Source organism: Candidatus Competibacteraceae bacterium (assembly GCA_016699715.1).
Classification (GTDB): domain Bacteria; phylum Pseudomonadota; class Gammaproteobacteria; order Competibacterales; family Competibacteraceae; genus Competibacter.
In genome coordinates, this window is record CP065007.1 from 826,878 (window position 1) to 851,131 (window position 24,254).

Annotated in this window: 14 protein-coding genes and 1 pseudogene; 6 read left to right on the forward strand and 9 right to left on the reverse strand. The window is 60.9% G+C overall.

Annotated features, from left to right (window positions below; genetic code table 11):
- Nucleotides 1-3 precede the first annotated feature (3 nt).
- The 3 genes from ccrA to IPM89_03775 form a co-directional block, all read right to left on the reverse strand.
- Complete coding sequence (gene ccrA, locus IPM89_03765; protein QQS54961.1) at nt 4-1,755, reverse strand: crotonyl-CoA carboxylase/reductase; 1,752 nt, start codon at nt 1,753-1,755, stop codon at nt 4-6.
- Between the two features lie 103 nt (nt 1,756-1,858).
- The gene (gene can / locus IPM89_03770) at nt 1,859-2,521 is read right to left on the reverse strand and encodes a carbonate dehydratase (GenBank protein ID QQS54962.1); all 663 of its coding nucleotides are present in this window, start codon (nt 2,519-2,521) and stop codon (nt 1,859-1,861) included.
- A 40-nt stretch (nt 2,522-2,561) separates the two neighbouring features.
- On the reverse strand, nt 2,562-2,927 hold the full coding sequence (locus IPM89_03775; protein QQS54963.1) for an HPF/RaiA family ribosome-associated protein: 366 nt from the start codon (nt 2,925-2,927) through the stop codon (nt 2,562-2,564).
- A gap of 114 nt (nt 2,928-3,041) precedes the next feature.
- On the opposite strand from IPM89_03775, the gene nhaR reads away from it, so the two are divergent.
- The gene (gene nhaR / locus IPM89_03780) at nt 3,042-3,956 is read left to right on the forward strand and encodes a transcriptional activator NhaR (GenBank protein QQS54964.1); all 915 of its coding nucleotides are present in this window, start codon (nt 3,042-3,044) and stop codon (nt 3,954-3,956) included.
- 151 nt (nt 3,957-4,107) lie between these two features.
- Here the strand turns inward: nhaR and IPM89_03785 are convergent, their stop codons facing one another.
- Complete coding sequence (locus IPM89_03785) at nt 4,108-5,247, reverse strand: calcium:proton antiporter (GenBank protein QQS54965.1); 1,140 nt, start codon at nt 5,245-5,247, stop codon at nt 4,108-4,110.
- A gap of 206 nt (nt 5,248-5,453) precedes the next feature.
- Between IPM89_03785 and IPM89_03790 the strand changes: the two genes are divergently transcribed.
- Nucleotides 5,454-5,774 carry a hypothetical protein gene (locus IPM89_03790; GenBank protein ID QQS54966.1) on the forward strand — a complete coding sequence of 107 codons (321 nt, stop codon included), beginning with the start codon at nt 5,454-5,456 and terminating at the stop codon, nt 5,772-5,774.
- A gap of 25 nt (nt 5,775-5,799) precedes the next feature.
- On the opposite strand, the gene IPM89_03795 is transcribed toward IPM89_03790, so the two are convergent.
- From IPM89_03795 to IPM89_03810, 4 genes are all read right to left on the reverse strand, one after another.
- Nucleotides 5,800-7,305 carry an anthranilate synthase component I gene (locus tag IPM89_03795; GenBank protein QQS54967.1) on the reverse strand — a complete coding sequence of 502 codons (1,506 nt, stop codon included), beginning with the start codon at nt 7,303-7,305 and terminating at the stop codon, nt 5,800-5,802.
- 131 nt (nt 7,306-7,436) lie between these two features.
- Entirely contained in the window at nt 7,437-8,117 is a 681-nt protein-coding gene (locus IPM89_03800; protein QQS54968.1) for a phosphoglycolate phosphatase, read from the reverse strand.
- Nucleotides 8,118-8,119: 2 nt separating this feature from the next.
- Nucleotides 8,120-8,794: a ribulose-phosphate 3-epimerase gene (gene rpe, locus IPM89_03805; protein ID QQS55776.1), complete on the reverse strand. Its 675-nt coding sequence runs from the start codon at nt 8,792-8,794 to the stop codon at nt 8,120-8,122.
- Nucleotides 8,795-8,937: 143 nt separating this feature from the next.
- Entirely contained in the window at nt 8,938-10,122 is a 1,185-nt protein-coding gene (locus tag IPM89_03810; GenBank protein ID QQS54969.1) for a pyridoxal phosphate-dependent aminotransferase, read from the reverse strand.
- 92 nt (nt 10,123-10,214) lie between these two features.
- Between IPM89_03810 and uvrB the strand changes: the two genes are divergently transcribed.
- The 3 genes from uvrB (at nt 10,215) to IPM89_03825 (ending at nt 21,842) form a co-directional block, all read left to right on the forward strand.
- Nucleotides 10,215-12,248, forward strand: coding sequence for an excinuclease ABC subunit UvrB (gene uvrB, locus IPM89_03815; protein ID QQS54970.1), 2,034 nt, complete (start codon nt 10,215-10,217; stop codon nt 12,246-12,248).
- A 138-nt stretch (nt 12,249-12,386) separates the two neighbouring features.
- On the forward strand, nt 12,387-15,740 hold the full coding sequence (locus IPM89_03820; protein ID QQS54971.1) for a hypothetical protein: 3,354 nt from the start codon (nt 12,387-12,389) through the stop codon (nt 15,738-15,740).
- Nucleotides 15,741-15,743: 3 nt separating this feature from the next.
- A complete protein-coding gene (locus IPM89_03825; GenBank protein QQS54972.1) occupies nt 15,744-21,842 on the forward strand; it encodes a DEAD/DEAH box helicase in 6,099 nt (2,032 codons plus the stop codon).
- Here the strand turns inward: IPM89_03825 and IPM89_03830 are convergent.
- A pseudogene (locus tag IPM89_03830) lies at nt 21,820-22,880 on the reverse strand (IS630 family transposase). The gene IPM89_03825 and the pseudogene IPM89_03830 overlap by 23 nt on opposite strands.
- Nucleotides 22,881-23,228: 348 nt before the next feature.
- Here IPM89_03830 and IPM89_03835 point away from each other — a divergent pair.
- Nucleotides 23,229-24,116, forward strand: a complete 888-nt coding sequence (locus tag IPM89_03835) for an IS982 family transposase (protein ID QQS54973.1) — start codon at nt 23,229-23,231, stop codon at nt 24,114-24,116.
- Nucleotides 24,117-24,254 lie beyond the last annotated feature (138 nt).

The window sequence follows — 24,254 nt, forward strand, 5'->3', positions numbered from 1 at the left end:
GATTTACGCCCCGATGAGTTTACGGACCACATCGGTCATGGAGATCACCCCGGTGGGCTGGTTGTTTTCGGTGACCACCAGGCGGTGCATGCGCCGACCGGTCATCAGGCTGACCGCCTCGCTCAAGAGCATTGCCGCGTCGCAGGTGGCGCAGCCGGGGGTCATGATGGCGCGGGCCAACAGCGCCCGGGCCTCCTCGGGGGTGCGGCCCTGACGGGCCAGCACCAGGTCGGTTTGCGACACCACGCCGGTGGCCTGACCGCCGTCCATGACCACCACGGCGTGGATTTCCTGGTCGATCATCAGTTTCGCCACTTGGGCCACCGTATCGTCCGGCCCGCAGGCGATGATCCCGCGATGCATCAGATCCTTGACCCGGGTGCCGTCGTCGGTGATGACGATCGCCTCGGCCTCGGCGATGCCGGGCAGCGGCTCGGACATCGGGTAGGGATGTGGGGTGGTGTGCATGTCGCCTTGGGGTAGCGTCGGGTGAGGGGTCGTGACCGGCGGCTGGCCGCTGGCGCCCTGGCCAAATGCGGTGGCGCCGACCAGCACCGACATGTTGCCGTGCGGATGCTTATTATCGTGCATAAGCTGATGGGCGACCGGCAGTTCGGCATAGGTGAAGGCCCGCGACAGACAGGGGTCGAGCAACCCGCGCAGCGCCAGTTCGTTCATTTGGTAGGACTGCTCGGCATTGGCGAAATGCGAGCCTTGCAGACGCTTTTGCCGCATCCACAGGTAGCGCAGATCGACGGTGGCGTTGTAGCCGGTGGTGCCGGCGCAGACCGCGACCATGCCGCCGGTGTCGCAGACGAAGATGGAGGTGGGAATGGTGGTTTCGCCGGGGTGTTCAAAGACGATGTTGGGCGCCCGCTTCTCGCCCAGCACCTCCCAGATCTTGGCGCCGAAGGCCCGCACCCCTTTGAGCCACTTGGCGTAGCCGACGCTGTCCTTCCAGTGCGGCAACATGCCCCAGTGGTCGAAGTCGTTGCGGTTGATGCAGCCCTTGGCGCCCAACTTCATGCAATAGTCGAACTTGTCCTGGCCGGACACCATGGCGATCGGGGTGGCGCCGGCCGCTTTGACGATCTGGATGGCCATGGAACCGAGCCCGCCGGCGCCGCCCCAGATCAGGGCGACGTCGCCTTTCTTGATGGCGTTGGCGCCCCAGCCGTGCAGCATGCGCCAGGCGGTGGCGGCGACCAGCACGTAGGCGGCGGCTTCTTCCCAATTCATGTGCTTGGGCTTGGGCATGCACTGCTGGGCCTGCACCTTGGTGAATTGGGCGAAGCTGCCGTAGTTGGTTTCGTAACCCCAGATGCGGAAGGTGGGCGAGTACATGGGATCGCCACCGCTCTTGACCCAGGAACAGTTGCGATCCCAGGTGCCGCAATGCACCACTACCTCGTCGCCGACCTTAACGTGGGTGACGTCCTTGCCGATTTTGTAGACGATGCCGGAGGCGTCGCTGCCGCCGATGTGGAAGTCTTCCGGTTCGCCGGCCTTGTTGCGCGCGCCAATGACGTTGACTGGAATCCCCAATCCGGCCCAGACGTTGTTGTAGTTGATGCCGGCGGCCATGACGTAGACCAGGACTTCGTCATCCGCGATCGGCGGGACCTTGACCACTTCCTGCTGGAAGGCTTCCATCGGTGTGCCAAATCGCTCGGCGCGGATCAGCCAGGCGTGCATCTTTTCGGGAATTTCGCCTAGCGGCGGTTGTTCTCCTAAGGCGTAGAGTTCTTTAGCCATGCTTATATCCTCATTAGTTTTCGAGGTTGGATATTCGTGATATTTCCGCACGGTCCACAACGGTGCGGTCGGTAAAACACAGGGAATCCGATTGAGACGGATCTCAAGTTGCCATGTAGCGCGACCGCACGCCCGCTGTCGCCAGGTCGATGGTCGATTGGAGTTCGGCGCTTTCCTTGATGGAAGCCTGAAGATCCTGCAGGCGACCATCCGTCAGGCCGTAGATCCAGCCATGCAGCATCAGCGGTTGCTCTCGCCGCCAGGCATCGCCCACCAGGGTGGTGCGGGCGACGTTGCGCACCTGTTCGATCACGTTCAACTCGCACAGAGCGCGCCAGCGTGTCTCTGGGTCCGGCAGGCTGGCGAGGAAATCCGCATATCGGTCGCGCACGTCCTGAATATGGCGCAGCCAGTTGTCGATCAGCCCCAGTGACGCCCCCTCCAGGGCCGCCTTCACGCCGCCGCAGCCGTAATGACCACAGACGATGATGTGCTGGACCTTGAGCGCCTCGATGGCGAATTGCATCACCGAGAGGCAGTTAAGATCGGTGTGCACCACCACGTTGGCCACGTTGCGATGGACGAACACCTCGCCCGGCTTCAGGCCGGTGATCTGATTGGCGGGCACGCGGCTGTCCGAACAGCCGATCCACAGGTAGGCGGGAGTTTGCAGCGCCGCCAATCCAACAAAAAAATTGGGGTCGGCGGCCCGCGTCTCCTCGGCCCAGCGGGCGTTGGCGCTAAAAAGTTCCGGCAGGTATTTCATCGGGTTTTTCCCAGGCCGCGCGGAGCGGCCCGCATCGGATTCAGTGGAGAGGTAGGGTGTTCGTGTCATCCGCGCCGACCGCGGGAGCCGGGCCATGACGATGGTCGCGCAGTCGCTCCAACTGGCGCGCCACCGAGCGGCTGGCCCGGTCAGCGGCCCGGTCGATGGCGATGTAGATATCGTCTTCGATATCCTCGATGATCACGTCCTGCGCGCCGGGAAAGTCGATTTGGATCAGGCAGCGTTTGTTCTTGCTTGCGCGGGGACCGCTTTGACTGGAAAGGCGGACCGAGACCTGACGCAGGTGGTCGTCGGCCCAACCGAGTGCGAATCGCAGGTGCCGTTCGGCGTGCTCGCGCAAGCTGTCGGCCAGTTCAAAACCTCGCGCCTGGATGTTGATCTTCATGAAGCCACTCCTTAATCGAGTTGAAAACATCATGAAGTGTAGGGATGAATGAAATATCCAACAATCCGAATAATGTTTAATAATCATTCGATTTATTCGATGTATTGCAGGCTTATGGCCAACCTCAACTTCAAGCACCTGCGTTATTTCTGGATGGTCGCCAAGGCGGGCAGCGTCGCCAGCGCCAGCAAGCAATTGCATCTGACGCCGCAATCCATCAGCGGTCAATTGGGCGAACTGGAGGAGAGTCTCGGTATCGAGCTGTTTCGCCGCGTCGGGCGCGGTCTGGAACTGACCGAAATGGGGCGGCGCATCTTCAGTTACGCGGACGAGATCTTCGCGCTCGGCAACGAACTGCTGGAAGTCGCTCTCGACCGGACGGCGCGCAAGAGCCTGCCGTTTCGGGTCGGCATCGCCGATTCAGTGCCGAAGTCGGTGGCTTATCGCGTGGTCGAACCGGCGCTGCGTATCGATGAACCGGTACGGCTTATCTGCCGGGAGGGCCGGCTGGCGCCACTGCTGGCGGAGATGGCGGTTCATCATCTCGATCTGGTGATCGCCGACCGGCCCATGCCCACCAATCTGAACGTTCGGGGCTACAGCCACTTTCTTGGGGAAAGCGATCTGACGGTGTTCGCCACGCCGGGTTTGGCGCGGTCCCTGACGGGGACGTTTCCCGCGCTGCTCGACAAGGCGCCGTTCCTGATGCCGGGAGAAGACGTTGCCACTCGACCCAAACTGATTCAATGGTTCGAGGCACAGCATTTGTATCCGTGCATCGTGGGCGAATTTGACGACAGCGCCCTGCTCAAGGCTTTCGGTCAGGCCGGCGCCGGCCTGTTCGTGGCACCCACGGCGATTTCCGAGTACGTGTGCCGGCAATACGCCGTCCAGGCGATTGGGCGTATCGACTCGGTGGCCGAGCAGCTCTACGCCATCACCACCGAACGCCGGCTGCTACATCCGGCCATCGTCGCGGTCGTCCAGGCCACGCAGCGCGAGTTTTTCGGGAAATCACAACTGACTTGATCGGCCTCGGATTTTTCCGGAGCGACCGTGTCGTCTCCTTGCTCTTGGACGACCCCGATGTCCCCGAACACCTGTTATCCATCTCTCCGGTCCATACAGGTGGGAGGGGGTTCAAGCGCTTGGTAGCCAAGAGATGGTACGAAAACCGTACTCAGTCGAAGATCAATACCAGATAGGTGATGAAGAGCACGAGGTGAACGATGCCGTGCAGGACGTTGGTGCGCGCGGCGCTGAAATTCACGACGGTGACCAGCAGGGTCAGAAGCAACAGGTGGATGTTGGCGGGGCTGAGTCCGAGCTCCACCGTCTTGCCCGTGACCATGCCGATGACCAGCACGGCCGGGATGGTCAGCCCGATGGTCGAGAGCGCCGAGCCCATGGCAATGTTGACGGTGCGCTGGAGTTGGTTTTCCAGGGCGGCCTTGATGGCCGCGACGCCTTCCGGCGCCAGCACGAGCACCGCGATGAAGAGGCCCCCCAAGGCTTGGGGTCCACCCAGGCTGCTGAGACCGTGCTCGACCAGCAGCGCCATTTTCTTCGAGAGCAGCACGATCGGGAGCATGGTGAGTGGTAGAAAGAGGGCGTGATATCCAATGGAACGTACAGGTGGATGACCGTGGTGATCGGGGTAGACTGCTTCGGTGCCGTCGTGGGGTTGGAGTTGGGTGAAGTAGCTGCTGTGGCGCAAGGTCTGAATCCAGAGGAAGGCTCCGTACAAGCCGGCCGAGACCACGACCAGCCATCCCTCCACCAGCAGTGTCACCTCACCGCCCGGCGCGCCCTCCATGTAGCGCGGCAGAATCAGGCTCAGACCCGCCAGGGGGATGAGAACGCCCAGGTAGGTGGCGGCGCCCTGAAGGTTGTAGCTCTGCTCGCGATGCCGGAGACCTCCCACGAGCAGCGTGACTCCCAGCATGCCGTTCAGCACGATCATCAAGACCGAGAAGAGGGTGTCCCGCGCGAGGGTGGGATTATCCGCGCCGGTGAGCATCACCGCGGAGATCATGGCCACCTCGATGACGATCACCGAGAGTGTGAGGATGATCGTGCCGTAGGGCTCGCCAAGCAGGATGGCCAGTGCGTCGGCGTGCCGGACGACGCTGAACGCCAGCCATGCGATCACCACGAAGAGCCAGGTGAAGAGCAGGCCATACCAGAGCAGGTTCGACAGGTCGGCCACCCAGCGGTCCCCAAAGACCAGGAAAAGCAGGGTGGTGACTAGGCCTGCCCAGAGTGCGAGCTCGGTGCGTATGACGCTGGGCACGGGTTGTGGTGCTGCTGCGGAACTCATGGTATCTCCTTGATTTGCAGAGAAAGTCCGGCGGCCGTGGGAGTCGATCACTCCCCAAATTGCAAAGTTATCGACGACGTGCAAGCGCTTTTCTTGACCGGAAGGAGTCGTGGTTGTCGATCATGAGCAACATGACGAGTGAACCTCTTGGCGCGGCTAGGGAGTGCGTCCAACAGATATTCTGGATATCCGGGTGGGAACCCGTTTTGTTCGTTGGTGTGCTGGCTGCATTGTACGGGTTCGATGCGGTTCGTTGGAATTCGCATGGGGTAGGGCGAGTGGGAGACGGGGTCGCCAGTACCGGTGAGGTTGTCTGCGGTTTTTCCTTCTACACCCAGGGCGCTACCCACGCGCAACAGGTGCTGAACGCGATCAACCCGGAGCTTCAGCAGCTCCGGCAATACGGCGGGATCAGACCGGGACCCGCGCCCACCACTCGCGAAAGCGGTCATGCCGAAACGGAGATTCCGATGGGTGGCAGCGGGTTCGTCTGGTCCCGCTGGTACGAGGAAGGCGACCAGGATTGAAGGCGGCCGCCTTTCCCGCTGGGCCTCAGGTCTTTTTCCCCACCGCCCTGGGTTCGTCCAGCCCCCGTTCCGCCAGCGCCGCCGCCCGGAACAGGGCACGGCCCTTGTTCATGGTCTCTTCCCATTCGTTTTCCGGCACGGAATCGGCGACGATGCCGGCGCCGGCCTGAACGTGCAAAAACCCATCCTTGATCACGGCGGTGCGAATGGCGATGGCGGTATCCATATTGCCGGACCAGGATAGATAGCCGACCGCCCCGGCGTAGACCCCGCGCTTGACCGGCTCCAGTTCGTCGATGATCTCCATCGCCCGGATCTTGGGCGCGCCGCTGACCGTGCCGGCCGGAAAGGTGGCGCGCAACGCGTCGATGGTGCTCAGTTCGGGACGCAGCCGCCCGGTCACGTTGGAGACGATGTGCATGACGTGCGAGTAGCGCTCGACCACCATCTTCTCGGTCAGGCGGACGCTGCCGATCTCACTGACCCGGCCGACGTCGTTGCGGCCCAGATCGATCAACATCAGGTGTTCCGCCAGCTCCTTGGGATCAGCCAGCATCTCGGCTTCCAGCGCCCGATCCTGTTCCTCGGTGGCGCCGCGACGGCGGGTGCCGGCGATCGGCCGCACCGTCACCAGCCCGTCTTCCAGCCGGGTCAGGATTTCCGGCGAGGAGCCGACGATATGCAAGTCGCCCAGGTTGAGGAAATACATGTAGGGCGAGGGGTTCAAGCCGCGCAGCGCCCGGTACAGATCCAGCGGCGCGGCCCGGAACGGCGCCGACAGGCGCTGCGAGGGCACCACCTGCATGCAGTCGCCGGCCAGAATGTACTTCTTGATCCGCTCGACCGCGTTTTCATAACCCTGCTGGGTGAAGCCGGAGACGAATTGGATCTCGTCCACCTCGGGACTTGGACGGCGCGGGGCGTAGAGCGAGCGGGGCGCGCGCAGTTTCTCCACCCACTCGTCCAGCCGTTGCTGGGCGCGGGCCAGGGCACGTTCCACCGCCGGGTCCACCAGGGTGATCAGGTACAGTCGTCCGGCCAGATTGTCGAACACCACCAGATCCTCGGACACCAGTAGCAAAATGTCCGGGTTGTCCAGCGGATCGGGATTCGGGCAGGTGGCCAGCCGGGGCTCGATATAGCGGACGGTGTCGTAGCCGAAATAGCCGACCAGCCCGCCGATGAAGCGCGGCAAGCCTTCGCCGGTGGCCGGCACCCGGTAGCGGCTCTGGAAATCCTGAATCCAGTCCAGCGGGTCGGGACACTCCAGCGCTTCGACGATTTCGCCAGCGTGTTCGACGGTGATCCGCTGGCCGCGTACCCGGACGATCTTGCGGCAGGGCAGACCGATGATCGAATAGCGGCCCCATTTCTCGCCGCCCTGCACCGATTCCAGCAGGTAGCTGTACGGTGCGTCGGCCAATTTAAGGTAGGTGCTGAGCGGAGTATCGAGGTCGGCCAGCACTTCGCGGGCGACCGGAATGCGGTTGAAACCCTCGCCAAGCAGGCGTTGAAATTCGTTCGGGCTCATGGGTGAAACAGCCTCGGGCAACGGAAACGGGAAACGGCGTCAAAAAAGCGGAAGGCGTCAGTCCGGGCGACGCCATCGAAAATCCGGGGCCGGTTTCGGGAGCGCGGGGCGGCGGAGCGGAGGAGGAGACATCAGGTCGTCTTTCGCAGCAGGGCGGGCAACTCGGCGATGGAGTCGATCACGGCGTCCGGTTGGGCATCGCGGATGTCGCGGCCGTGGTTGTAGCCATAGGGCACGCACACGATGGGACAACCGGCATTACGGGCAGCGCCCACATCGTTGATCGAGTCGCCGATCATGAGCCCTTGCGCGACCGGCACGCGCAGGCGTTCCGCGCACAGCAGCAGCGCGTCCGGGGCCGGTTTGGGCTGGGGGATGCATTCACCGCCGACCACGGTGGCAAAGAACTCGCCGATGCCGAGCCGTTCCAGCAGCGGTTGCGCGAACTCGGCGGGCTTGTTGGTGACGCAGGCCATGGGAAAACCGGCGGCATGCAAATCGGCGAGCCCCGCGCGGACGCCGGGGTAAACCGCGCTGTAGACGCTGATATGGTCGGCGTAGGCGGCCCGGTACAGCGGTTTGGCGCGGGCGAACAGTTCGGGCTCGACCCGGCTGCCGTCCATCTTGCCGACCAAGGCACGGCGAATCAGGTTGTCCATGCCGTTGCCGACCCAGGTGCGTACCTGCGCTTCTTCGCGCGCCGGCAGCTTCAGTTGCCGCAACATGACATTGATCGCCGCGGTCAGGTCGGGGACGCTGTCCACCAGGGTACCGTCGAGATCGAAGAAAAGGGCCGCGATATTCTCAAACATGGTTAGGGGTCCGCCTGAGCCAGTTCGGCGCGCAGGGCGGCGAGGGTGGCCCGATAGTCGGGAGTGTTGAAGATGGCCGAGCCGGCGACGAAGGTGTCGGCGCCCGCTTCGGCGATGAGCCGGATGTTGTCGATCTTGACGCCGCCGTCCACTTCCAGCCGGATCGGATAGCCGCTGTCGTCGATCAGCCGCCGGGCCTCGCGCAATTTTTTCAGGGTGCCGTTGATGAAGCTTTGGCCACCGAAACCGGGGTTGACCGACATCAGTAGCACCATATCCACCTTATCCATCACGTATTTCAGGTATTCCAGCGGAGTGGCGGGATTGAATACCAGCCCGGAGCGGCAGCCACAGTCGCGGATCAATTGCAGGCTGCGGTCGATATGGTCGCTGGTTTCCGGGTGAAAGGTGATGTAGGTCGCGCCGGCTTGGGCGAAGTCGGGGATGATGCGGTCCACCGGCCGGATCATTAGATGGGCGTCGATGGGCGCGGTGACCCCGTGCTTGCGCAGCGCCTCGCACACCAGGGGGCCGACCGTCAGGTTGGGGACGTAGTGATTATCCATAACGTCGAAATGCACCCAGTCCGCGCCCGCCGCCAGCACGGCGTCCACTTCCGCGCCGAGCCGGGCGAAGTCGGCGGAGAGAATCGAGGGTGCGATCAGGTAGTCGCGCATGATGGGCAAGGCATCTCGGGCCAAATCCCCGGCCAGGGGGCCGGGGAACAGTCAATCGGGAGGGGTCACTTTAGCCGAATCGCGCCGGGTTTGGCGACCGCCGGTCCCCTGAAATGCGGGTGACCGGCCGCATGGCGCGATCTTCAGCGCGCGATCACCCGCTGGATGCGCTCCAGTGCCTTAACCAGATTGTCCATGCTGGTCGCGAAGGAGATGCGCGCGCAGCCTTCGGCGCCGAAGGCCGAGCCCGGCACCAGCGCCACGCCGCCTTCGTTCAGCAGTAGCTCCGCAAAGGCGATATCGTTGGCCAGGCCCAGCCGCTCGATCACCTTCTGGAAGCTGGGGAAGATGTAGAAGGTGCCATCGGCCGGCGCGACCTCGACCCCTTCCATTGCCTTCAGCATCTGATAGACGTAGTCGTGACGCTCCTTGAACGCCTGGGTCATGGTCGCGACGCAAGACTGATCGCCGTTGATCCCGGCTTCCGCCGCGACCTGGGAGATCGAGGTCGGGTTGGAGGTGCTCTGCGACTGGATATTGGTCATGGCGGTAATCAAGTCGCTGGGACCGCCACAGTAGCCAATGCGCCAGCCGGTCATCGAATACACCTTGGAGACGCCATTCAGCACGATGGTGCGATCATAGAGATCCGGGCAGACGTTGAGGATGTTGCGGAATGGTTCTCCCGTCCACTGGATATGCTCATACATGTCATCGGTGGCGATATAAACCTGAGGATGCCGGCGCAGCACTTCGCCCAGCGCGCTCAATTCGGCGGCGTTGTAGGCGACGCCGGTCGGATTGGAGGGGCTGTTGATCACCAGCAGCTTGGTGCGCGGGGTGATGGCGGCTTCCAGTTGCGCGGCGGTGATCTTGAAATGCTGTTCGATGCCGGCCTCGACGATCACCGGCGTGCCGTCGGCCAGCAGCACCATATCGGGGTAGGACACCCAGTACGGCGCGGGGATGATCACTTCGTCGCCGCTGTCCAGCAACGCCTGGGCCAGGTTGTAAAAGCTCTGCTTGCCGCCGCAGGACACCAGAATCTGCTTCGGCTCGTAGCTCAGGCCGTTATCGCGCTGGAACTTGGCGATGATGGCTTTCTTCAGGCTCGCCGTGCCACCCACCGGCGTGTATTTGGTGAAACCGGCGTGGATGGCCTGGATGGCGGCATCCTTGATGAAGTCGGGCGTGTCGAAATCCGGCTCGCCGGCGCCCAGGCCGACCACATCCTTGCCGGCGGCCTTCAGTTCGTTGGCTTTGGCGGTCACCGCCAGAGTAGGGGAAGGTTTGATGCGCTGTACACGTTCGGAAAGAGGGGTACTCACGGGGACTCCTGGATACGGACCGAAAAGTTGAACACGGAAATGGCTCAGATTGTCGGATCATACTGAAAATTCCCATGCCAACCAATTTCCCCATGCAAACGAAAAAGCCTTTTACCCTTCGCGCCCGCTTCCAACCCGCCGGCGATCAGCCGGACGCCATCCGCGCGCTGGTCGCCGGTCTGAACGACGGCTTGGCGCATCAAACGCTGCTTGGCGTGACCGGTAGCGGTAAGACCTTCACCATTGCCAACGTCATTGCCGCCGTGCAGCGTCCGGCGCTGGTGCTGGCGCCCAACAAGACCCTGGCGGCGCAACTGTACGGCGAGATGAAGGCGTTTTTCCCCGACAACGCGGTGGAGTATTTCGTCTCCTATTACGACTACTACCAGCCGGAAGCCTACGTGCCCTCGTCCGATACCTATATCGAGAAGGATGCCTCGATCAACGAACACATCGAGCAGATGCGGCTGTCGGCGACCAAGGCCATCCTGGAGCGGCCCGATACCATCATCGTGGCCACCGTATCGGCGATTTACGGCTTGGGCGACCCCGAGTCGTATATGAAGATGTTGCTGCATCTGGTGCGCGGCGAGCGGGTCGATCAGCGCGCCATCCTGCGCCGGCTGGCGGATTTGCAATACACCCGCAACGACCTGGAGTTGGCGCGTGGCACCTTTCGGGTCCGTGGCGAGGTGATCGACATCCATCCGGCCGAATCCGATACCGAGGCGGTGCGGGTGGAATTGTTCGACGACGAGATCGAGTCGCTTAGTCTGTTCGATCCGTTGACCGGGCATGTGTTGCGCAAGACGCCGCGCTATACCGTGTATCCCAAGACTCATTACGTCACCCCGCGCGAGCAGCTTTTGCGGGCGGTGGACGCGGTCAAGGATGAATTGCGCGAACGGCTGGCCGAGATGCACACCGCCAACAAGCTGCTGGAAGCGCAGCGTTTGGAGCAGCGCACCCGCTTCGATATCGAGATGATGCTGGAACTGGGTTATTGCAGCGGCATCGAGAACTATTCCCGCCATCTGTCCGGCCGCGAGGTGGGCGAAGCGCCGCCGACCCTGTTCGATTACTTGCCGCCGAACGCGCTGATTTTCATCGACGAGAGCCATGTGACCGTGCCGCAATTGGGCGCGATGTACAAGGGCGACCGTTCGCGCAAGGAAACGCTGGTCGATTACGGGTTTCGGCTGCCGTCGGCGCTGGATAATCGGCCCTTGCGCTTCGACGAATTCGAGCGGTTGAGCGGTCAGACCGCGTTCATTTCCGCCACGCCCGGCCCGTTCGAGTTGGCGCATTCCGGCGACGCGGTGGTGGAGCAGGTGGTGCGTCCCACCGGCTTGGTGGACCCCGAGGTCGAAGTGCGTCCCGCCCAGCATCAGGTGGACGATCTGCTCGGCGAAATTCGCGAGCGCGCGGATCGCAAGGAACGGGTGCTGGTCACCACCTTGACCAAACGCATGGCCGAGGATTTGACCGGGTATCTGGCCGAGAACGGGGTGCGGGTGCGTTATCTGCACGCCGACATCGACACGGTGGAGCGGGTCGAGATCATCCGCGATCTGCGCTTGGGTCAGTTCGACGTGCTGGTCGGCATCAACCTGTTGCGGGAAGGGCTGGATTTACCGGAGGTGTCGCTGGTGGCGATTCTCGACGCCGACAAGGAAGGGTTCCTGCGCTCCGAGCGCTCGCTGATTCAGACCATCGGCCGCGCCGCCCGTAATCTGCGCGGCAAGGCGATTCTGTACGCCGACCGGATCACCGGTTCGATGCGGCGGGCGCTGGACGAAACCGATCGGCGTCGGACCAAGCAGCAGACGTATAACCAGGCGCACAGCATCACCCCGCGCGGGATTCAGAAGGCGGTGGCCGACATCATGGAAGGCGCGTATCCGGGCGCGCCGACGCCGGCGATGCAATACGCCAAGGTCGCCGAGGAAACCGCCGCCTACGCCCGCGAATCACCGGCGCTGCTGATGAAGAAGATCAAGCAGTTGGAACAGGCGATGTATCGCCACGCCCGCGATCTGGAATTCGAGGAAGCCGCGAAACTGCGGGATGAAATTCAGCGGATTCAGCGGTTGGGGTTGGGAATGCCCGCAGTGAGCCATCGTTAACACCGAGAGGGAATCGCAATCACCTGAAACGAGCTGTTTCGCCAAATCGCGGATGTCTACTGAATCCAGCAAAATGCGTCAGAGTGACTACTTTTATGACAGGTATCACTCCAATTTGGAAACGACGATATGGACTGGTTGGCGCGATTTCTCTTTACCCACACCCGGCAAACCACGCCTGACGGTCGCCCGTTGTATGCGTACAAAATGGGCGATGTTCAATACGTGGACTTCCGAACCCACTTTCATCAAATCATTCTCCTGGACCCGCAAGGTCGGTTGGCAACCCGCTTTGCGCCCATTTTCTGCCTCTACGCCGCTGAGACCTTCCGCCGGGAACACGCCGAGGGTAACTGGACGTGGGAAACGGTGTTCCGTCCGCTGGGCATGGAAGCGCCACCTCATCAGCAAATCAGTGAGTGGGTCGAAAAGGGCCTGAAGTGGTGGCGACGCCCCCTACTGCGCAGTACACACGGCAGCCGGCTGTTCCTAATGACGATGGTCTGTGAAGGCGGGTTGCCGCTGCGCCTGCTCCAGCAGGAAAATGCCCACCTGACCCAGTTTTTCCGCACCGTTCTCGAAAGCTATTACCGAACCGGTCGGGGCGACGTTCAAGCCGCTACGCTCATTGCCCAGCAACAAGCCCACCGTTTGCCGCGCAGCCTGCGTCAAGACGCTGTGTTTCATCTGGCTGGCACGCTCATTGCCAAAGTCGGTGAATTGCAATCGTTGATCGGTGAGGCCGTCGATCCCCTCGCGGCGCTTGACGCCAAAGTTCCGGACTGGCGGCGGAACTTGCCGTTGCGGCTGGAAGATCGAGTGGCGGAAACACTGTTGACGGGTTTGGTGCGCCGTTCCGGCGAACTGGCTCGTGAGAGTACGGCCCAGCTGCGCTGGCGGGGACGGTTACGGGAAACCCTGTCCGGCTGGCAGGTGGAAAAGTGCCTGGAAGTGCCGGAGCGTCCGACCGGCGTTCAGATCGGCGAATGGATCGGTTCGTCAGCGGTGGATCGGCCCCGCTGGCGCCTGCTGCTGCATACATCCGCCGGTACCGAAGCAGTAGCTTGGTTGACGCGGATTCAAGGTGAGGGCAAATCCGCTTCGTACCGTCGGGAATGGCTGCGGCACGGCGGGGTGATACTCGCCGGCGCGGCGGTCTGGCAACCTCACTGGTTGAGCTTGCACGACGGCCAGCAGGAGTACGCCCTGACGGTACGGGATGGCGAACCGTGGGGCGATTCTCCTTGGGTATTTGTCGGGCGGGGGGCGTCGGGAGAAAGGGAATGGTTGACCGAAGGTTCGGCCCGCACCCGGTCGGAACAGGCTTGGGTTTTGGCCGCCCCGGAACTCATTCCACGAGAGGTAGCGGGCGTTTGCGAAGGCTTGGGAACCATCGCCGAACTCGACCGAGTGGTGTACCGGGTCAGCGGTGAGATCGAGCTATTGACCCCGCAACAGGATCGCTACCGCATCGCCTGCCGAGCGGAAACCGAGTCGGCGGAAACCTTCGTTGTGGTCGGCGACACCATTCCCCAAGCACTTCAGCAGCGGCCGTTGTATCGCGGTATTCCACACTTTCAGGCGTTTGATCGGGAGGGTCGGCGACAACCGGCTATCGGGCCACGGCAATGGCGGTTTCTGGGCAATACCGAGCCCTGGCGGGAAAGCTGCGAAGCGGCGCGAGGGAGGATTTGGGTGCGGCTGATTGACGCCAGCGGCGCGGAATGTTGCCGGCGGCAGACTGATGTGGCGCCCTGCAATTTTCACATCGAAGCCGATATCGGCACAGGAAACCAAGTCGGCGTCGTGCGATTGACCGGACTGGCCGGAGCCGAAGTGCGGCTCGACCCGGATAGCCCCGCTGATGTCTCCATCAACCATACCGAGGATCAGGCGCGGATCGTATGCCCGTCCTTGCCGGGCGTCTTGCCACCGCCGTTGACCCTTCTGCTGAGTTGGCCTGGATCGCAACCAATTGCGCTGATTCTGCCCTATCCCCAGCGGGGCGCGTTTTTTCGACTGGCAGGACAGTCGTTGCCCAACGATGATTGGATTCCTCTGGATCGACTGGGCGGTCTGCGCCTGTTCGTTCAGGACCCGGCCAGTGGCCGTCACTTCTGGCTGAAAGGCGAACTGATCGCTTGCGCGGGCGAAACCGCGCAAGACTTTCGCCAAAGATTTCACGAATGCCTGCCATTTCTCGAACAGGGGCGACTCGAAGTTTTGTTGCTTCCCTGGCAGGAGCGCATCGCTTCCCTGCTGGCCAGCAGTCGCAATCTGGATGCTCAAGTGCGGTTGGTGGTCGAGACCGCCCAAGGTGAACGGCTCGCGAAAATACGAGCGTCCCGTTTTGATGCAGTGATCGAACCCGACCGCGCGGCAGGCCTGGTGCGTATTCCCGAGGATTCCCTGACCCGGCTTGGCCCAGAATGGAAGACGCGCGTCCAGTTGCAGATGATCCGACTCTGGGCGCCAGCAGATCCACCTGTCGTTCCGCAGGCCAGCCCGAACCAGACAGCTTGTTGGGAAGTCCCTCCTGATCTCGATCCTGGTCCTTGGTGGGTGGTGGGACGGGATGGCGACTGGGCGCGGTTTCGCCCGCTGCTCTGGGTCGCAACCGCTGACGATCCGCCTGTCGAATTTTCCGATGGCTCGTTGATGGTGGCGATTCGGGAAGCCGATTCCGAGCAACGAGAGCGGAAATTAAACGCCATTCTCGCCGAACTGGGGCAAAACCCCGATCATCCTGACTGGCCGCTGTTATTTGACTATGTGCGACTGGCGCGGGAATTTCCACCGAGTTCGCTGGATGTACTGCGCGGGTTGCCGACTCACCCCCACACGTTGGCGCTGGCCTTATTCAAAGCCGATGATGAGACTTTCGAGCCGGTCTGGTCGCTTTCCCGGCAAATGCCGTTTTTGTGGGTTTTGCTGGCGGTCAACACTTGGCGGGAGGCGGCAATCACCTATTTTGAGGGACTTCAGGCTACGCTGGCGGAAATGGAGGAGGGCGCGGAGATGGTTTTTGGCCTGTTCCAAGGATTCCGGGAACGCGCCAGCGCCCGTCGTCCTTATTGGCGACCGTTGTGCGACTGGCTTCAGGAATTGTTATTTCCCGAACAGCCGCTGCAAGGCAGTGAACTGAGTATGGCGCGCTGCTATCCGTCATGCTTGGAACAGCAGATTGAAGTGCTGGAGCAGGAATTGATGGGACGCCATGACGCAGAAGAAAAATGGCCGGAGAGCGTTGAGGTGATGGGCTGGCGGCGAGACATTGCTCCAAAATACCGTTTTGCCCACCTCGCTCCCTTCTATCAGCCGGTACGGTGCGCGCCCTTCGTCGCCGCGCATCTAAGCCTGAATGGCGTCACTCCCAACGAGCGATTGATCTACGAACTGCGCCTGCTGCGCGCTTTCGACCGGGAGTGGTTCGATAATGTCCATGCCATCGCGTTGACCCTGGGCCTCGCTCAACGACCGCCGGAAGCCTGAATCATGGAACGCACGCAATTTTACAGCACGCTGGTCGAGCAACTGGGCCGCCGCGCCACGCGCGCGGTCCTGGGTTTGTGCGGTTTCCGCAACGATGCTCTGCGCGAGTATCTGCGCGCGCTATTCGACCGGCAGGCGGGCACACCGGGCGCATTTTTGGCTGATCCAGTTTTCGAGGCCAGCTTTGGCTGGCAACCGGCAGAGCGGACGCTCGGTGGACTCGAAGGCAAGCTGCTGCATCCCGATTTGGTTCGGGCCTTGCGCGAACCGCAAAAAAAGGGGTTAAGCGAGGATTACAGCTTTCCCGCCCGACGACGGCCTTACCGTCATCAGTTGGAAGCCTGGCAAACCCTGATTCAAGATCAGCCACCGCGCTCGATTCTGGTCACCAGCGGCACCGGCTCCGGCAAAACCGAATGCTTCCTGATCCCGATCCTCAACGATCTGGCGGTAGAACTCGAACAGCGCCAGAAAGCGCCACTGACCGGGGTCATGGCGCTGTTTCTCTACCCGCTTAACGCGCTGATCAAGAGCCAGAAGGATCGGTTGGTCGCCTGGTCGGAACCGTTCAACGGCGGTATCCGCTTCTGCCTCTACAACGGCGACACGCCGGATCAGGCCAGAAGCAGCGACTGGCAATGTGAGGTGGCCGACCGCCGAACCTTGCGCGCGAATCCGCCGCCGTTGCTGGTCACCAACTCGACCATGCTGGAATACCTGCTGGTGCGCAATGAGGACCGGCCGATCATCGAACAATCGCGGGGCCAATTGCGCTGGATCGTGATCGACGAAGCGCATACCTACGCTGGTTCGCAGGCGGCGGAATTGACCCTGTTGTTGCGGCGGGTGCTGCACACGTTCGGTTGCCACCCCGGAGAAGTGCGCTTCATCGCCACGTCGGCCACGCTCGGCGAGGCCAGCGAAACCTCCCGCCGGCAATTGGCCGAATTTCTGGCGGATGTGGCGGGCGTATCGGTGGATCGGGTACGGGTCATCGAAGGCCGGCGCGAAATCCCCGCTCTACCGGAGGCATTGCTCAATAACAACTTGCCTTGTCCCGATCTGGAAACGCTGCGCGCTCGATCCGCCCAGGAACGCTTTATCGCCTTGGCGAGCGACGGGCGAATGCGTGAGTTGCGCGCCCGATTGGTGGAGCGAGCCAGCCGGTTGAGCGAACTGGCGCAAACGCTGCTGAATCGCGACGATGCGTCGGCCCGTCGGGAGACCTTGCAATGGCTCGATCTCTGCGCCCAAGCGGAAAATGCTCAGGACGAACCGTTCCTGCCATTGCGCGGCCACCTGTTCCAGCGGACTGTCAGCGGCTTGTGGGCCTGCGCCAACGGCGCGTGTTCCGGGCGAACCGGTACTGTGCTGGATCAATCGGCCTGGCCGTTTGGCGCGGTGTTTCTGGAACGGCGGGAGCACTGCCGGCATTGCGGGAATCCGGTTTTTGAACTGGTGCAGTGCGGGGAATGCGGAGCTGAATATCTGGCAGCCGCCGAACAGCACGAAAACGGTAACGACTGGTTGGTTCCGCGTGAGTGCGATCTGAACGAGGACGAGTTTCAGCAGGAACTGGAACCCATAACCGACGACGAGGGTGAGGAAAGTGCCACGACGCCCAGCGCGCCAACGATGCAACAACCGCGACTGTTGACCCGATTCGATCAAGCCACGCAACAAAATTGGGGCTTGGCTGCGAATGGGCGGCTCGACTCGTCAGGCTCGACCGGTATTCCCGTGCATCTGCGGTTCCCTGGCGAAAAGGGGTTGGAATGCGCGGTTTGCGGGGATAAAGAGCGCGAGCGAATGCTGTTTCGTCCAGTGCGTGTCGGGGCACCGTTTCTGCTGGGTGTCGCTATTCCAACTCTGCTTGAAGCCATGCCGCCGTTGATCGAGGGACAGGAACCCCGACCGCTCGATGGGCGGCGGCTGATCACCTTCACCGACAGCCGCCAGGGCACCGCTCGCTTCGCCGCCAAGTTGCAGCAGGAAAGCGAACGCGACTATGTGCGGAGCCTGCTTTACCACTCCCTGATCGCCAGCGCTCAACCAACCGCTTCGGCGGAAATTGCAAAAATCCAAGCCGATATTGCCAAGTTGGAACAAGCGGTCAAATTGGTGCCCGACCTGAAAGGAATGCTTGCGCGACAGCGCCAGGAACTGACGAAACTGGAAGCGCCGCCGCTGGGCCGCCTGACGTGGGAAGAAGCCGAGAACAAGCTACTCGGTGCCGACGACTTCCATCGCTGGTTGTTGCCGGCGCTCAAGGAACTGACCTTCGGCCTGTTATCTGATCGTTTATTGGTCAAGCTCTGCCTGTTACGAGAATTCTTCCTGCGTCCCAGACGGCAGTTTTCACTGGAGGGTCTGGGACTGGCGCAATTGTGCTACCCGGTTTTGGAAAAGGCTGACCCACCGGCGGTGATGAAGCAGCGTGGCGTCAAACCGAAAGAGTGGCGGGCGCTGCTGCAAGTCGCAGTCGATTACTTTCTGCGCAGCGGAAAACCGACCGTTCAAGCGCCGCCGGATGTGACTCGTTGGCTTGGTTATCCCGGCTGGCCTAATTTTCTGCTGACACCAGGTGTGCCAGTGGTCAATCGGAAAATTCAACGTGCCTGGCCTTCAGCCTATTCCCCCTGGGCCAAGCGAACTCGCCTGATCCGCCTGCTCGGTCATGTGTTCCGCCTGGATATCGAGGATGCGGAACAACGCGGCCAATTGGAGGAAATGCTCATCGCCATCTGGGACGGCATTCGCCCCTTGCTCTCCCAAACCGAAAACGGTTTTCAATTGGAATTGGAAAAACAGGCCGTGCTGACCGAGGTACGCGAAGCCTGGTTTTGCCCGATGACCCGCCGTCTGCTGCCCGTCGTGTTCCGCGAGACCACGCCCTATCTACCGGGGCTGCCCGCGCCCGACGCCCTGACGCAATGCCACCGGGTCGAAATGCCTCGTGTTCCGCATCCGTTCTGGCTGGGCCGCGATCCTGGAGAAGCCGATAACTGGCTGGAATCTGATCCACAGGTCCGCGCATTACGGGCATTGGGCGCCTGGCCCGACCTCAGCGACCGGCTGGCCCGACATCGCCGCTACATTCGCGTCATGGAGCACTCGGCGCAAATTGCCGGCGCAAACCTGACCCGCCGCGAAACCGCATTCAAGGCCGGTCAGATCAATCTGTTGAGTTGCTCCACCACCATGGAGATGGGAGTGGACATCGGTGGCTTGACCGCCGTCGCCATGAACAATGTCCCACCGCACCCGGCCAACTTCCTGCAACGGGCCGGGAGGGCCGGACGCCGGGGCGAAACCGCCGCGCTCAGTTTCACGCTTTGCAAGGCCACTCCCCAAGGCGAGGCGGTGTTCCAAAACCCGCTCTGGCCGTTCGTCAGCCGGCTCGGTCTGCCGCGCGTCGCCCTGCAAAGCGAACCCATCGTGCAACGCCACCTCAATGCCTTGGCGCTGGCGGCTTTTTTGCGCGCCTGCGCGCCCGACATTCGCCGCCTGCATACCGGCTGGTTTTTTGAATCCGCCGATGCGGAAACTTCGGCACCCTGCGACCGCTTCGCCGCCTGGTGCGAGGAAGCATCATCCGCTGACCAAATGGCCGCGGGGCTGGCCGCCCTGACCCATCGCACCGTGCTGGCAGGCCGATCCACCGCCTACCTGCTGGCTCGCACCGCGCAAACCATGCGCCGGGTTGCCGAACGCTGGCGGCGCGAGTTGGACGCTTTGCTGGACCAACAAAAGATCGTTGCAACTCGCGAAGGCGACAGCAAGCCGGAACAGGCTGTCGCGATTCAGTTGCAGCGGCTGCGCGGTGAATATCTACTGGGCGAACTGGCCAATCTGGGATTCCTGCCGGGTTACGGTTTTCCCACCGATGTCGTGCCGTTCGTCACCACGACGATGGAAGACTTGGCTGGGAAGAAGAAAAACAGCGGCAACGAGCGCGAGGATAACCGTTCACGTCGGGCTGGCTATCCGAGTCGCCATCTTGCTATCGCCATACGCGACTATGCGCCCGGCACGGACACCGTACTGGACGGGCGGGTTTATCACAGCAGCGGCGTGACTCTGAACTGGCAAATCCCTGCCGAAGCCGAAGCGGAGCCGGAAATTCAGAACTTGCGCTGGGTCTGGCGCTGCCGAAAGTGCGGCCACAACGGAACCCGGATCACCATGCCCGAGCGTTGCCCGCATTGCGGCGCGAGCGGTCGCAACAGTTTCAACTACTATCGCTTCATCCAACCGGCGGGTTTTGCTGTCGATCTTCGCGATAAACCTCACAATGACATCACCTTGCCCCAGTACATCCCGGTGCGTAATCCGCTCATCTCGCTGGAAGGCGCGGATTGGATGCCGTTGCCGAATCCGGTGTTGGGTTGCTACCGAACGACTGCTCAAGGCTCTCTGTTCCACTACAGCGACGGACTTTACGGTGAAGGCTATGCGCTGTGTTTGCGTTGCGGGCGGGCCGATTCGGAAAGCGAGCAGGGCGTTTTGCCTTCGACGCTAAAAAATCACAAACGCCTGCGCGGTGGGCGCCTCAACGACCGGGAACAACTTTGTCCCGGCAACCAAGAAGCCAGTTGGGCAATCCAGCGTGAGGTGCGGTTGGGCGTGGTGGCGCACACCGAAATTTTCGAGCTACAACCGTCCGATTTCGCTGGCAGACCCATCGACCAGACGACCGCTTACACCCTGGCCGTGGCGTTGCGCCGCGCCTTATGCCTGCATCTGGGCATCGAGGAAGCCGAAGTCGGCGTGTCGGCAGCCCAACAGCGGCATGATGCCGACGATCAAGCCACCTATTCGCTCTATCTGTACGATATGGCGACGGGCGGCGCGGGCTATGTCAGCCAGATTGCTTCCCACTTGCCCGAGCTGTTGCGACAAGCCCGCAAAGCGCTGGAGTGTCCGCGCGACTGCGACGCCGCTTGTCAAAGCTGCCTGCTGACTCACGATACCCAACATCACCGGGAGCATCTCGATCGCCATGCCGCGATTGCCCTGCTGGCGGCTGATTTTCTGGCCGCGCTGGAGTTGCCGGACGAATTGCGGGCTTTCGGAGCCAACAGTCGCTTGGAAATGGAACCGCTGGTCTTGGCATTGAACCGCGAAGGGCAATCGCTGGATGCAACCGAACTGCGGGTTTATCTGGGGGGCGAGGCGCGGGACTGGGAACCGCTGGCCTGGCGGCTGCGTGACGATCTGACACGATGGAAGCAGGCCGGAACCCGCGTGCGCCTGATTGGCCCGGCGGCAACGCTGGACAAGCTCAACGCCAGCCAGCGCGATGAACTCGCAGCGCTGGTGGCCTACACCGACGCGGAACTGTATCGCGCGCCCGACGTGAGCCGGGCGGCAGACTTGCCACTAATGGTGGAGATGGGTGGTGTCGATCAGCGGGTGCGCTGGGCGGCGCGCGAACCTGCCGCGCTGATTCCTTGGCCGGCCTGGGGCGGAGGAAAGAATGGCGGTCCCTTCGTGCGCGTAACCGAATCTGAACCCCTGACACCCTTGCCCGACACATGGCGACGACTTGCCCCAGCCGACCTGCGCCAAGCCACGCCGGGCCTCATCGCCCTGTCCATAACCCGCGAACTCGATGGCCCATCCGCGACCTTCGGCGAGCGCATGTGGCAATTGCTGGAACGGCAGGTTCCAGAATGGGCCGAACGCCTGCACGGTACGACGCCCTTGCGTTCGGTACGTTATGCCGACCGTTATCTGCGCTCGCCACTGGTTTTCCTGCTGCTGCATAGTGTGCTGACCGGTCTGACCCGTTATCCCGGCGGCCTGACGCCGGAAACGGCCATCGGCATCGAAACCGCCGAACTGGATCGGCCCGCCGTGGAAATGCCCCGCCTGTTGTTTCATGACTGGCGCGACGCCGGAGATCGCCGGCGCGTGGTTGAAACGTGGTTTGCGGGCACTTGGCCAACCTGGGTCTGGCAGGAAAAACCCTCCCGCAAGCTGCCTCATGCCCGCGAATTGACCTTGACTTGGAACGACGGCGACAGCTGGACGGTGCGACTGGATCAAGGTTTATACCGATTACTAATAGATTTTACTACTTTAGTGCGGATAAGATAAAATCAAAACTGGTCAAAGAAACCACTTCGCTTGGGAGAAGCGATTGAATGAGTTCATCCACTTTTTTACGTAGTTCATCTAGGGTTTTTAAATTGATCCAACACAATTGATCTTTCATTGATTGCCAAACACGCTCAATGGGGTTCACATCGGGACTGTAAGGCGGTTGGAATAATAAGACGACATTATCGGGGATTACGAGTTTTTTGGCAGAATGAAAGCGACCGTTATCCAATTGAATTACGTTGAGGCTGTGCGGATAAGTTTTAGAAAATTCATTCAAAAACCACTGAAAGCAATCAGCATCTAAATGGGAAAATTCTAAAAAGAAGTTTTCGCCACTCAGTGGCTCAATGGCACCATAGAGCCAAAATGATTGAAAGGTCCATTGAACTGGACCAACTGGCTTAATCCCCAGTGCGGTGATGACCCGCCGGGTGATCGTTTTTAATCCAAAGCGACTTTCATCTTGGCACCAATACCGTAAAGGCCGGACTGCTTCATTTTCAACTTGCTGAAGGATATCAATTAATTCAAGTTGTCGTGGAAGTTTTTTTTAAAAGAAACCACCGCCTCTTCATGGCGATGAACGCTCGTTGGCCGCGCCACTTTAAGTTTTGCTTTGAGTTGATAACGAACGACTTGATGCACTGTTGAATAAGGAATATCGACCTCGTATTCCTGGAGAAGCCACTGCTGGATTTGTCCGTAACTATGAAATCCATGAGTCGGATCGTCCAGACGGCGCTGGAGTGCCTCTCTCATAGCTTCGGTAATTCTCGAACGACGGCCGCCATGATAATTCCACTGCAACAGCCCGATTAAGCCTTGGGTACGATATACTTTGAGCCACTTGACAATGACGGATTTCGATCGCCCTAAATGATCGGCTAACTCTTGTAAAGAATGAAAAATCTCACTTTTAATCCAATATAGAATTTGTAATCGCTCTCGAAACTTGGCGTGAGTTTGTTCATTCATTATGCGCTTTAGTTCTTCGGAGGATTCGTGGATTTCGACTTGTAATGAGCGGCTCATGACTGGATCAATAAAAGTAGGTTAAATGAGTATGATAACAAAATCTAATCGTAAATGGTATTAGGTTACTGGGGAACCGCGTCTCGCATCCGCCCGGAATTTCCCTTCGATCACGAACCGGCGCGGCAGATCGCCAGGTTGCGGCAAACCCATCTCATGATCGAACCGCTGAACCCAAGCTATCCGACGCACTGGTACTGCGGCCCATCATCGCCGATTTAACTATATAATCACTAACTAACGCGATGTTCGACTTTTTCGAGGAGAGATGAGGGCAGACCGATGCGGCATGACGGTGCGAGCTAAGCTGAGAGGAACCAACCACCTCAACCGCACGGAGAGACCGCCATGCCGCTTGAAGACTTTATCATCACGGTGTTTTGCTGGGTAGAAGAACACCTGGAAGCCCTGCTGGGGGATCATCGCTTGCGCCAGCGTGGTTTTGCCCCGAAGTTGGCGGACAGCGAAGTGATCACCATGGAGGTGGTGGGTGAGTTTCTGGGTTTGGATACCGATGTGGGCATCTGGAAGTATTTCCGTCGTCATTGGCCGTCGTGGTTTCCAAGACTCGGATCGCGAACCACGTTTGCCCAGCAAGCGGCCAATCTCTGGGTCGTCAAACAGCGGCTGCATCGGCATCTGCTGATCGACTTGGGGGCGGTGACGGACCCTATTCACCTCGTCGATGGCTGCCCCATGCCGGTGTGTATGCTGACCCGTGCCCCGCAATGCCGATGTTTTCCCGAGGCGGCCGGCTTCGGCTATTGCGCGGCAAAAAAGCAGTATTATTATGGACTTCATGGTCACTTGATGATCACATTCGATGGCGTGATCACGGCGTGGACGGTGACCCCCGCCGCCGGTGATGAACGCGAAGCGCTTTGGGATTTGACGGACGGCGTTCACGGCTTGGTCATTGGCGACAAGGGATACCTGAGCGCCTGTCTTCAGGCGGAACTGGCAACCACGGGGATCGATTTGCAAACCCCCTTGCGGGCGAACATGGCCGATTCCCGTGCGCCTTGGATCATCCAACAACTGACGAGAACCCGCCGCCTCGTGGAAACCGTCATCGGTCAACTGACCGAGCAGTTTCATTTTGAGAAAATCCGGGCGCGGGATGTTTGGCACTTGACGAGTCGGATCGCCCGAAAAATCTTGGCGCACACCTTGGGTATTTTCATGAACCGGCAAATCGGTCGGTCAGACCTGCAGTTTGAGAGCCTGATCGCCTGAAAAGTCGAACATCGCGTTAACTATCAATTAATTATTATCTTTTTGCGATGAGTGCCAAGCCGATTTGGGGCACGGGGACTCGAGCATGGATCGCAAAAATACCTTTAACCTCTTGCCAAGCCGGCCGCCATTGGGTAC

Bases quoted from the DNA above. Each gene is read 5' to 3' on its own strand.
- ccrA (QQS54961.1), bottom strand. From the start codon at position 1,755: ATGGCTAAAGAACTCTACGCCTTAGGAGAACAACCGCCGCTAGGCGAA.
- can (QQS54962.1), bottom strand. From the start codon at position 2,521: ATGAAATACCTGCCGGAACTTTTTAGCGCCAACGCCCGCTGGGCCGAG.
- IPM89_03775 (QQS54963.1), bottom strand. From the start codon at position 2,927: ATGAAGATCAACATCCAGGCGCGAGGTTTTGAACTGGCCGACAGCTTG.
- nhaR (QQS54964.1), top strand. From the start codon at position 3,042: ATGGCCAACCTCAACTTCAAGCACCTGCGTTATTTCTGGATGGTCGCC.
- IPM89_03785 (QQS54965.1), bottom strand. From the start codon at position 5,247: ATGAGTTCCGCAGCAGCACCACAACCCGTGCCCAGCGTCATACGCACC.
- IPM89_03795 (QQS54967.1), bottom strand. From the start codon at position 7,305: ATGAGCCCGAACGAATTTCAACGCCTGCTTGGCGAGGGTTTCAACCGC.
- IPM89_03800 (QQS54968.1), bottom strand. From the start codon at position 8,117: ATGTTTGAGAATATCGCGGCCCTTTTCTTCGATCTCGACGGTACCCTG.
- rpe (QQS55776.1), bottom strand. From the start codon at position 8,794: ATGCGCGACTACCTGATCGCACCCTCGATTCTCTCCGCCGACTTCGCC.
- uvrB (QQS54970.1), top strand. From the start codon at position 10,215: ATGCAAACGAAAAAGCCTTTTACCCTTCGCGCCCGCTTCCAACCCGCC.
- IPM89_03825 (QQS54972.1), top strand. From the start codon at position 15,744: ATGGAACGCACGCAATTTTACAGCACGCTGGTCGAGCAACTGGGCCGC.
- IPM89_03835 (QQS54973.1), top strand. From the start codon at position 23,229: ATGCCGCTTGAAGACTTTATCATCACGGTGTTTTGCTGGGTAGAAGAA.